Below are 10,608 nucleotides of genomic sequence, written 5' to 3' on the forward strand. Positions count from 1 at the left end.
ATTCTATACCTCCTCTGCGACCGATAAGTGCTCATTTTCTAGTATATTTGTTTCTTCATCAAGACCAAAGGCCACGTTACTTTCAATCCATTTTCTACGAGGTTCAACTTTATCTCCCATTAAAGTTGTAACTCGACGCTCAGCACGTGCTGCATCGTCAATTTTCACTCGAATAAGCGTTCTTGACTCTGGGTTCATTGTTGTTTCCCACAATTGGTCTGCATTCATCTCACCAAGACCTTTGTACCTCTGAATCATATATCCTTTTCCGACTTTCTTCATTGCACCGTCTAACTCTTCATCTGACCAAGCATATTCTACAATTTCTTTTTTGCCCGATCCTTTACTTACTTTATATAAAGGTGGTAATGCGATAAATACTTTACCATTCTCAATTAATGGCTTCATATATCGATAAAAGAATGTTAAAAGAAGAACCTGAATATGGGCTCCATCCGTGTCGGCATCTGTCATAATAATAACTTTATCATAATTCACATCATCAATTGTAAAGTCAGCACCTACACCCGCTCCAATTGCGTGAATAATTGTATTGATTTCTTCATTTTTGAAGATGTCTGCAAGCTTTGCTTTTTCTGTATTTATTACCTTACCACGTAAAGGAAGTACAGCTTGAAAGCGGCGGTCTCTTCCTTGTTTTGCTGATCCACCAGCAGAATCACCCTCAACTAAGTACAGCTCATTTTTTTGTGGATTTCGTGATTGGGCGGGTGTTAGCTTGCCACTAAGAGTTGTTTCTGAACGCTTTCTTTTTTTACCACTCCGTGCTTCTTCACGTGCCTTTCGAGCTGCCTCTCTTGCTTGAAAGGCTTTGATCGCTTTTTTAACAAGTAAAGTACCGGAATCAGGGTTTTCTTCTAAAAAATATGAAAGATTTTCTGACACAATGGCATCTACAGCAGATCTTGCTTCACTAGTACCAAGCTTTCCTTTTGTTTGACCTTCAAACTGAAGAAGCTCTTCTGGAATTCTAACAGAGATGATAGCCGATAATCCTTCACGGATATCAGATCCTTCTAAATTCTTATCTTTTTCTTTTAACAGACCAGTTTTTCTCGCATACTCATTAAAGGCTCTTGTCATCGCTGTTTTAGAACCAGCCTCATGTGTTCCGCCATCTTTTGTTCGAACATTGTTAACGAAGGACAAAATATTTTCAGAGTATCCATCATTAAATTGGAATGCAAACTCAACTTCAATACCGTTTTGTTCACCTTCAAATGAGACAACTGGATGTAGGGCATCTTTTTCCTCATTTAAATAAGTGACAAACGCTTCAATACCCGTTTCATAATGATATACCTCTGAGTTGTCATTGCGCTCATCAATTAACTCTATTTTAAACCCTTTCAAAAGGAAAGCCGACTCACGTAAACGTTCACTTAAAGTCTCAAAGTTATACGTAGTTGTACTAAACATTACCGGATCAGGTTTGAAATGAATTCGTGTTCCAGTTTTATTTGTTTTCCCTTTCTTTTCAAGGGTGGTAGCTGGTTTGCCGCCATTTTCAAAACGCTGTTCATAAATAAATCCATCACGCTGAATTGTTACGACTAACCATTCAGAAAGTGCATTTACTACAGATGCACCTACACCATGTAAACCACCACTTGTTTTATAACCACCTTGGCCAAACTTACCTCCTGCATGTAATACGGTTAAAATAACCTCCGGAGTTGGTTTGCCAAGCTTGTGCATACCAATTGGCATACCTCGACCTTTATCTTGTACAGAAATACTATTATCTTTATGTATTTTGACAATTATATGATCTCCGTGACCAGCCAGGGCTTCGTCCACAGAGTTATCGACGATTTCGTATACGAGATGATGCAAACCTCTGCTATCTGTACTACCGATGTACATTCCAGGACGTTTCCTAACGGCCTCTAGTCCTTCAAGGACTTGAATAGCATCATCATTATAATCAAACTGTTGCTTCTTACCCAAGCGACTAAACCCCTTTCAATGACACACAATAAATCCTATTCTTAGTTAGAACGCATGTTTTAGTATTTTATACAATAATTTGCAGATCGACAACCCCCACTTAGCAAAAGAAAATCAAGTAAAAGTTTTTAATGCTGTTTATTACTACAAATTACCTTATATCCATGCTTTATTGTATATGGTAATTTGGTTTTAGGAAACATTATTCGTGTAATAAAGGAAAAAATCCTTGTTTTTACAAGGATTTTTCAAATAATACTCTTCTATTACTTTGTCATAGCATGCTCAACCTTAATACAACGATTCATGATAACTGTTTTATCGTTTTCTTTTAGAAGATTATAAGCCTCCTCATTTTCAAGACCTAATTGTGCCCAATAAACATCGGCATCAATTTGCAAAAATTCTTTTGCAACATCAAGCAGGTGTTCTGAACGCCTGAAAACGTTTACAATATCGATATGTTCTTTTATATCCGTTAGGTTTGCAACTGCTTTTTGTCCAAGAACTTCATCTACAGCTGGATTTACGGGAATTATTTCATAACCTGCATCCTGCATTGCCTTACTAACCATATATGAAGTACGTTCTGGGTTATCTGACAACCCGACAACTGCGATCTTTTTACTACTTTTTAAAATTTGTCCAATCTCATCTCTTGTTGGATATTCTATTGTCATTTTTTCCAGCTCCTTTTTTCTTAATCATATCAAGTTCATTCGCCTCTAACAAACGATATGTATAATAAATACTGAATGATAACAAATCATATTTCTTATACTATAGTAGTCATTTACGTATTTTTAACATGAGAGTTTTTTGGTTTTTTTATTCTCTCATAGAGATTTTATCTTTTATCATGATAGAATATAAGAAGATTATGTAAAGGAGTACAAATATGATTGAAGTCCTAATATTTATTTTAGCTTATTTACTTGGTTCCATTCCGTCCGGTCTTATAGTTGGAAAACTCGGATATGGTATTGATATTCGTGAACATGGTAGTGGAAACCTCGGTGGTACAAATACATTTCGAACACTTGGTATTAAAGCAGGAATCATTGTGACAAGTGCTGATATCCTTAAGGGAACGCTTGCTACAGCTTTACCAGACTTATTTAATATACATGGGTTACATCCACTTCTAGTAGGTGTAGTTGCTGTAATCGGTCATACATATCCCATTTTTGCGAAATTTAAAGGTGGAAAAGCTGTTGCTACTTCAGGTGGTGTTTTATTATGCTATGTACCACTTATGTTCATCACGATGCTAGCATTCTTCTTTATTGTTTTATACATTTCTAAGTATGTGTCGCTTTCCTCTATGCTTGCAGGTGTATACGGAATCGTATACAGCATTTTCACGAAGGATATTCCACTTATTATCGTTATTTCACTTTTAACGATCTTTGTCGTATATCGTCACCGTGCGAATATTAAAAGGATTTTAAACAAAACTGAGCCAAAAGTAAAATGGCTTTAAAAGTAAGAAAGACCAATCCTAATATTAGATTGGTCTTTCTTACTTAATCATGATTATTTGTAAACTTAAACACGATTATTAGCTCTATTATCTTTTCTAGTTTATAATAATAAGTGCATTTTGTAGGTGAAAAAGGAGTGTTGATGATGAAGATTACAATAGAAGATAAAGCCGTAAGCTGGTATATAAATGAATTGCAACTTCAAAAAGGTGATAAAGTTCACTTTTTTGTGCGATATGGCGGATGTAGCAATGTTCAGAAAGGCTTCTCACTAGGAGTCGTCAAACAAGAGCCTGAGGAAATTGGTTCAAGTGTTGAGAGTCAAGGTATAACGTTTTATGTTGAAAATAGAGATTTATGGTATTTTGATGATCATGATTTAGATGTTGTTTTAGATGAAAAAGCTGATGAACCTGTTTTTCACTATAGCTAAAAAAATGACAAAGGGTCAAAAATACTTTGACCCTTTGTTTTACGATAATTTAAAACGCACTATATGATCGTTTAGTCCATAATGTTTTAAAATTCTTAATTGGGTTTCCCCCATAATATCAAAATGAGGATATTCTTTATAAAAGTGAATCCATTCCTTTTTTAATCCAAAAGAAGCTCCCCAATTTTTTAGCTTGTTAATGTCGGAACATCCAACTTTGGTTACGCAATGAATGGTAGGAAATCGTTCATCAAGCCAGAAGTGTGTTAAAAATGAGATTTCCCCTTTTTCAACCTCTTCTTTCCATCTCGTTAATTCAGAACGGGAAATACCAAAAGCCATTATCTTTTTGCCTTTTCGTAGGCTTCATGCCATTCTGGGAATAATTTACGAAACTTTACTGGTCTAAAGGTGTCCTTCTGTACACACACATGGCTTGATTTTGCTTGAACTGCTAGATCCCCTGATGGAGTATATATTTCGTATCCATATACACTTTTTATGCCATTATATTCTTCAATCCATGTATGTATTGTAGCTGTTTCACCATATCTTAATGGTTTTTTATAAGAAATGTCTAGATCAATGACTGGTGAAATAATTCCTTGATCTTCCATACCTGCGTATGAAAACCCTAAATCCTGAATTAACTTTGTTCTCCCCACTTCCATCCAAATAAGATAATTTGCATGGTAAACTACACCCATTTGATCTGTTTCTGCATATCTAACTTCTATTTCCGCTTTTGTTACATGCATCTAATCCGCTCTCCTTGCTATCGCCATTGCCCATTTTATTAGTGTTTTCCATTATTATCATATCTTTAACAACAAAGTATGTCTAATAAAGACTATCAAAACACAGAAAAAAACGTAAAAAATAAACCAGGCATAAAGCCTGATTTATTTATTGATCGTAGCGATATCCATTTTCACGTGCTTGTGCTTCATCTTTAATTTCATTACGCATTGCATTAATGCTTTCTTCACGACGATGATTCTTAGCTTCAATGCGTTCACGTTCCTCTTGATTTGCAAATTGCATGGAATCTTGTGCTTCCTCAATATTTTCAATTGTGTTTTGCACCATGCTCTGTAATTTCTCTACGTTATCAGAACGGTCATCTGGATTAGGTTTGTTATGTTTTGTCATCGTGTATCCTTCCTTTCATCGTTGTTATTCAATGCTTGAAGCAAAGAAACAATGTTAGTCTGCTTTATTGAAGGAGTTTTTAAACACGTTTTTGTTCTTATTCACCCTTCGTTTGGATAACTTGGGCATGTTCTCCGGATTTATCTTGCATTTGTTTTCCTTTGTTATTACCAAATCCTCTAGACTTCATTCCAATATGTGAAGGATTAAGATGTGCTTGTTGATTTTTTCCCATTATTATCGCCTCCTCAAAGAGTAGATTACCCTTTGTCGTGACAATTAATGACTAGAAAAGCTTGTTAAAAGTGAACGAAAAAAACACTTTTATTGTACATAACTTAATCAAGTTTCTTTAACATCCTCTGCTCCCAGCGTTCTTCTAATAATTCAAGCGCTTCACGATCTTTTAACAATTGCTGTTTATTTTCTTTTACTAATTCCTCAAACGATTTCTTTTTACTTTTCCTCATGTTGCCAATCACCTCCGTATTGTATATAAGAAGGTTACCCAATTTTCTGATTTTTTAACACAATATTTAGAAAATATTTGAAAGTGCGATGATAATGATAATTTTAAAATTTAGGAAAAATAAAAAACCGAGATCTATTCTCGGTTTATAAATCATCTAATAAATCATTCATCTGGTCGTACGTCATTGCTCCAACAAATTTTGTTCTAATCACGCCATCTTCATCAAGAAAATAAGATGTTGGATAAGATAAAACTTCAAATTGATTATTAATTTTTCCTTTTTCATCTAGTAAAACTGGAAAAGTTAGTTCTAATTCATTTACAAAGTCTTCGACTGTCTTGACACTGCTTTCTGAGCTAGTTAAGTTTACTGCGACGACAACGACGTCCCCATCGTGTTCATCCTGTATTTTTTGCATGTCCGGCATTTCTGAACGACAAGGAGGACACCACGTTGCCCAGAAATTAAGGATAACTTTCTTTCCCTTTAAACTCTCTAAGCTCATTGATTCACCGTTAAGGGTAGATAATTCAAAGTTAGGTGCCGCACTACCTTCTGTTACACCTTCTTTAGCCGTATTAGGATTAATTGCAAAATATATGGCATAACCGATAAGAAAAACCAGAATGGATACTGCTAAAATCTTTTTCAAGATGATAAAACCTCCTACATGACAGACAATACAATTAATTTTACTAGTAAAAAGGTCCCTAGAAAGACCGTTGTCAGTATAATAAGTCCAAATACAAAGTGTTTGATTACTATTCTTTCTCTAACCATATTCCATACTAAAAATATTAGTGATAGACATAAACCTAAATATATCCCACTTTTTCCCCCAGTAAGGAAAAACCATCGAAATGTTAACAATAGATGAGGTTGAAATAGGACAACACTAAATTTATATGTAATAAATATGATAAATACTACAGTCCAAAAATATTGTTTCATAAATTTCTTTATTGTTGATTCCTTTAATAACCCATCTAATATAAAGTAAGTAGCTAGAAAAGAAAAAAATGAGATGATCCAAAAAAGTTGAATTGTAAATGGACCCAGCTGTAAAGCATCATACATGAATAAAGATCTCCTTAATGACTATATCCCTTCTTATTTAAGCATGGATTTTCTTATAGGACAATGTATAATCGACAAGTTTCAGATTTTAGACAAAGATAACGATGAATAACGTGGGCTTGTAGTCTAAGCACCATTTTGGGAGCACATACAAAAAGGGAACGGATAACCGTTCCCTTTTCATTACTAATCATAATTAGCCTTTCAACTTATCACGTAATACCATTTGAAGAATTCCGCCATGACGATAGTAGTCAATTTCAACTTCACTATCGAAACGAACTAATACTTCAAATTCCTTCTTATTACCAGCTTCATCAGTAGCAGTAACTTTAACAAAATCACGTGGTTTAACATTTTCATCAATTTCAACTTCAATTGTTTCTTTACCAGATAAGCCTAATGATTCAGCACTTTCTCCTTCTTTGAATTGAAGAGGAAGAACACCCATTAGCACTAGGTTACTACGGTGAATACGCTCGAAGCTTTGTGCAATAACTGTTTTAATTCCAAGAAGGTTTGTACCTTTAGCTGCCCAGTCACGTGAGCTTCCCATTCCGTAATCATTACCAGCTAAAACAACAAGTCCTGTACCATCTTGTTTGTAATCCATGCATGCATCATAGATTGATTTAACTTCGCCAGTTGGCCAGTAAGTCGTATATCCACCTTCAGTACCAGGAGCGATTTGGTTTTTAATACGAATGTTTGCAAATGTACCTCTCATCATAACTTCGTGGTTACCACGACGTGAACCATAAGAGTTAAATTCTCTTGGTGTTACACCATTCTCTTGTAGGTAACGACCAGCAGGTGTATCTTTACCGATAGAACCAGCAGGAGAAATGTGATCTGTTGTTACAGAATCACCAAATTTAGCAACAACACGTAAACCTTTTAGCGTTTCTACTTTTCCTGCCTCAGCTTCTAAACCTTCAAAGAATGGAGGGTTTTGGATGTATGTTGATGAATCATCCCATACATATAAAGCTTCGTCAGTTGTTTCGATTGCATTCCAACGTTCGTTATCATCGAATACTTGATCATATTCTTTTCTAAATAGTTCAGGAGTTACAGTCTTATTAACAACTTCATTAATTTCATTTGTAGTTGGCCAGATGTCGTTAAAGTATACATCTTTACCGTCTTTGTCTTTACCTAGTGAATCGTTTTGTAGATCGATATCAACAGTACCTGCTAATGCATAAGCCACAACTAATGGTGGTGATGCAAGGTAGTTTCCTTTTACTAGCGGGTGAATACGACCTTCAAAGTTACGGTTACCAGATAGTACAGATGTTACTAATAAATCGTTAGCAGCTACAGCTTCTTCGATTTCATCAGCAAGTGGACCTGAGTTACCGATACATGTTGTACAACCATAACCAACTGTGTTAAAACCAAGTTGCTCTAGGTGTGGAAGTAATCCAGAATTTTCCAGGTAACCTGTAACAACTTTAGAACCTGGAGCTAATGATGTTTTTACATATTTAGGAACTTCTAAGCCTAATTCTGTTGCTTTTTTCGCAACAAGACCTGCAGCTACTAGTACGTAAGGGTTTGATGTATTTGTACAACTAGTGATCGCAGCAATTGCAATGGCACCAGTTTTCATGCTTGTTTCATCACCATTTTTGAATTTCACAGTGATTTCTTTGTCAAGTTCAGATTTTTCTAATCCGAATCCTTGGTTTCCAGCTGGAGCTACTAAATGCTCGTGGAATTTTTCTTTCATCGCTGAAAGTGGAATTAAATCTTGTGGACGCTTAGGACCAGAAAGATTGGCTTCGATTTCAGTAAGGTCAATTTCAACAACCTTAGTGAAGATTGGATCTTCATTTTCAGGTGTAAAGAATAATCCATTCGCTTTACAGTATTCGCCAACTACTTTAATCTGCTCTTCATCACGACCAGTTAAACGCATGTAGTTTAGAGCTTCCTCATCAACTGGGAAGAAACCACAAGTAGCGCCATATTCAGGGGCCATGTTTGCAATTGTTGCACGATCTGCAAGTGGTAATTGTGCTACACCAGGACCAAAGAACTCAACGAATTTACCAACAACACCTTGTTGACGTAAAACTTGAGTTACTTTTAACGCTAAGTCAGTAGCAGTTGTACCGTTTGGAAGTTCACCAGTTAGTTTAACACCAATTACTTCAGGCACTGGGAAATATGATGGTTGTCCTAGCATACCAGCTTCCGCTTCGATACCACCAACACCCCATCCAAGAACCCCGATACCATTGATCATTGTTGTATGAGAGTCAGTACCAACTAATGAATCTGGGAAAGATTCAAATTCACCATCTTCATTTTGTACAGCATGAACAACATTCGCTAAGTACTCTAAGTTAACTTGGTGTACGATACCTGTAGCAGGAGGTACAGCACGGTAGTTGTCAAATGATTTTTTTGCCCAGCTTAAGAACTTATAACGCTCAGCATTACGTTCAAATTCAAGATCCATGTTGAATTGAAGTGCATCAGGAGTTCCAGCGCGGTCAACCTGTACAGAGTGGTCAATTACTAAGTCTACTGGAATCTCTGGATTAATCTTATCAGGATCTCCACCCATATCAGCCATAGCTTTTCGTAATGAAGCTAAGTCAACAACTGCTGGTACACCAGTGAAATCTTGAAGGATAACACGAGACGGCTTGAATGGAACATCGATATCTTTAAGTTCGCTTGTTCCCCACTTCGCTAAGTTTTCAACATGTTCTTTTGTAATCACTCTTCCATCTACTTGACGTAGCACAGATTCTAAAAGAACTTTAACCGAATATGGTAATCGTGAAACGTTACCAATTCCAGCATCTTCTAATGCTTGTAAAGAATAGTAGTTGTAGGTCTTTCCATCAACCGTAAAATTTTTACGTGATTGGAAAACATCGTTTTTTGTAGTCACTTGATAAGTCATTAATTCTCCCCCTTAGTAAGATCAAGGATCGACTCTTGTCGAAGGATGTTACCCCATTTTTAATAATTTTCACAATTTAATATTAATACAACTAGTAACATAAGTAAATAACAATGATGTTATTGATATGTATAAGTTAATCTTATGAAAGCGTACTAGTTTTACTTTTTTACTATATCAAATTTTGAGGGAAATAGTATAGTAACTTTAAATTTTTTTAAATATTTTTTCTGTAATTTTTTTACCTGTCACTGACCTTGCATGCAATTTTATCAAATGTGACAAGCTAATTTTATCGGGAGGTGAAGGAAGTAATGGCTAAACGTAAAGCAAATCATGTTAGAATGGGTATGAATGATGCAAGCGCTCAAGGAGTTGGCACTGGATACAATGAAGAACTTCAAAATGAGCCTTTAACTGCTGCACAAAGACAGAACAATAAGAAGAGAAAGAAAAATCAATAATTTTTCTTATACGACAACAAAAAACGACGGAATCACCGTCGTTTTTTAATGTTCTGTTTGATTTACTTCTTGAACAATTTGTTGAAGATCTCGCTGATATTGTTCTAGTCTATTTCTTTGTGTTTCCGAAGCATTTTCCAGTGCATTATTTATTTGCTGATAAGCCTCGTTTACTTCTTCTGCTAAATGCTTCAATTGATGTCCGTAGTCAGCACCGTCTTTTACAAGATTATCATAAACATCAAAAGCTTCCTCAGCTCCCTGTTGCGCGGCTTGAAACGATTGTTGCTTATCCTTATTATATGGCATAATTTCACATTCCTTTCAGTTATCATATTTAAACCATATATTAGGATGTGATATTAACTGGAATTTATTCATATTTGTTCAGCATTTTTTTGCAACATTTGACTCATGATATATATCAAGAGGAGGGATATTGATGACGAACAAAAATACAGGAAAAGATATTCGCAAAAATGCTCCAAAAGGTAACAATCCAGGCCAACCTGAACCATTAGACGGTTCTAAAAAGGTAAAAAATGCAAACCATACTCGTCAAAAGAATAATCAAGGGCATGATATGTAAAAGGAATGGGTCTTCCCATTCCCAGCTTGTAGAGAAAGTGGG

14 protein-coding genes are annotated in these 10,608 nt (G+C 35.5%); 4 read left to right on the forward strand and 10 right to left on the reverse strand.

The window, feature by feature from the left end:
• Positions 1 to 3: 3 nt before the first annotated feature.
• Both parE and COD11_RS17970 read right to left on the reverse strand, forming a co-directional pair.
• Complete coding sequence (gene parE / locus COD11_RS17965; RefSeq protein ID WP_098798271.1) at positions 4 to 1,971, reverse strand: DNA topoisomerase IV subunit B; 1,968 nt, start codon at positions 1,969 to 1,971, stop codon at positions 4 to 6.
• A gap of 266 nt (positions 1,972 to 2,237) precedes the next feature.
• Positions 2,238 to 2,651, reverse strand: a complete 414-nt coding sequence (locus tag COD11_RS17970; protein WP_098798272.1) for a CoA-binding protein — start codon at positions 2,649 to 2,651, stop codon at positions 2,238 to 2,240.
• A 218-nt stretch (positions 2,652 to 2,869) separates the two neighbouring features.
• Here COD11_RS17970 and plsY point away from each other — a divergent pair, with 218 nt between their 5' ends.
• Together plsY and COD11_RS17980 are read left to right on the forward strand one after the other, a co-directional pair.
• A complete protein-coding gene (gene plsY / locus COD11_RS17975; RefSeq protein WP_098798273.1) occupies positions 2,870 to 3,454 on the forward strand; it encodes a glycerol-3-phosphate 1-O-acyltransferase PlsY in 585 nt (194 codons plus the stop codon).
• Between the two features lie 146 nt (positions 3,455 to 3,600).
• Positions 3,601 to 3,888 carry a HesB/YadR/YfhF family protein gene (locus COD11_RS17980; RefSeq protein WP_098798274.1) on the forward strand — a complete coding sequence of 96 codons (288 nt, stop codon included), beginning with the start codon at positions 3,601 to 3,603 and terminating at the stop codon, positions 3,886 to 3,888.
• 39 nt (positions 3,889 to 3,927) lie between these two features.
• Here COD11_RS17980 and COD11_RS17985 read toward each other — a convergent pair whose 3' ends face one another.
• From COD11_RS17985 to acnA, 7 genes are all read right to left on the reverse strand, one after another.
• The gene (locus COD11_RS17985) at positions 3,928 to 4,230 is read right to left on the reverse strand and encodes a hypothetical protein (protein WP_098798275.1); all 303 of its coding nucleotides are present in this window, start codon (positions 4,228 to 4,230) and stop codon (positions 3,928 to 3,930) included.
• Entirely contained in the window at positions 4,230 to 4,646 is a 417-nt protein-coding gene (locus COD11_RS17990) for a YbgC/FadM family acyl-CoA thioesterase (RefSeq protein WP_098798276.1), read from the reverse strand. The genes COD11_RS17985 and COD11_RS17990 overlap by 1 nt, the downstream gene beginning before the upstream one ends.
• A 148-nt stretch (positions 4,647 to 4,794) precedes the next feature.
• Positions 4,795 to 5,040, reverse strand: coding sequence for a small acid-soluble spore protein Tlp (gene tlp / locus COD11_RS17995; RefSeq protein WP_098798277.1), 246 nt, complete (start codon positions 5,038 to 5,040; stop codon positions 4,795 to 4,797).
• A 97-nt stretch (positions 5,041 to 5,137) separates the two neighbouring features.
• Complete coding sequence (locus tag COD11_RS18000) at positions 5,138 to 5,275, reverse strand: acid-soluble spore protein N (RefSeq protein ID WP_098798278.1); 138 nt, start codon at positions 5,273 to 5,275, stop codon at positions 5,138 to 5,140.
• A 103-nt stretch (positions 5,276 to 5,378) separates the two neighbouring features.
• Positions 5,379 to 5,510, reverse strand: a complete 132-nt coding sequence (locus COD11_RS18005; RefSeq protein WP_098798279.1) for an FbpB family small basic protein — start codon at positions 5,508 to 5,510, stop codon at positions 5,379 to 5,381.
• Between the two features lie 145 nt (positions 5,511 to 5,655).
• The gene (locus COD11_RS18010; protein ID WP_098798280.1) at positions 5,656 to 6,168 is read right to left on the reverse strand and encodes a TlpA family protein disulfide reductase; all 513 of its coding nucleotides are present in this window, start codon (positions 6,166 to 6,168) and stop codon (positions 5,656 to 5,658) included.
• A gap of 618 nt (positions 6,169 to 6,786) precedes the next feature.
• Positions 6,787 to 9,513 carry an aconitate hydratase AcnA gene (gene acnA, locus COD11_RS18020; RefSeq protein ID WP_098798282.1) on the reverse strand — a complete coding sequence of 909 codons (2,727 nt, stop codon included), beginning with the start codon at positions 9,511 to 9,513 and terminating at the stop codon, positions 6,787 to 6,789.
• Between the two features lie 314 nt (positions 9,514 to 9,827).
• Here acnA and sspO point away from each other — a divergent pair, with 314 nt between their 5' ends.
• Positions 9,828 to 9,977 (forward strand): small acid-soluble spore protein O, encoded by a 150-nt coding sequence (sspO, locus tag COD11_RS18025; RefSeq protein ID WP_098798283.1) that lies wholly within the window; start codon positions 9,828 to 9,830, stop codon positions 9,975 to 9,977.
• A 45-nt stretch (positions 9,978 to 10,022) separates the two neighbouring features.
• On the opposite strand, the gene COD11_RS18030 is transcribed toward sspO, so the two are convergent.
• Positions 10,023 to 10,286, reverse strand: coding sequence for a hypothetical protein (locus COD11_RS18030; RefSeq protein ID WP_098798284.1), 264 nt, complete (start codon positions 10,284 to 10,286; stop codon positions 10,023 to 10,025).
• A gap of 133 nt (positions 10,287 to 10,419) precedes the next feature.
• Here COD11_RS18030 and COD11_RS18035 point away from each other — a divergent pair, with 133 nt between their 5' ends.
• A complete protein-coding gene (locus COD11_RS18035; protein ID WP_098798285.1) occupies positions 10,420 to 10,566 on the forward strand; it encodes a small acid-soluble spore protein P in 147 nt (48 codons plus the stop codon).
• Positions 10,567 to 10,608: the final 42 nt, after the last annotated feature.

Origin of the sequence: Bacillus sp. AFS040349 (assembly GCF_002577655.1) — a bacterium.
GTDB lineage: Bacteria > Bacillota > Bacilli > Bacillales > Bacillaceae > Metabacillus.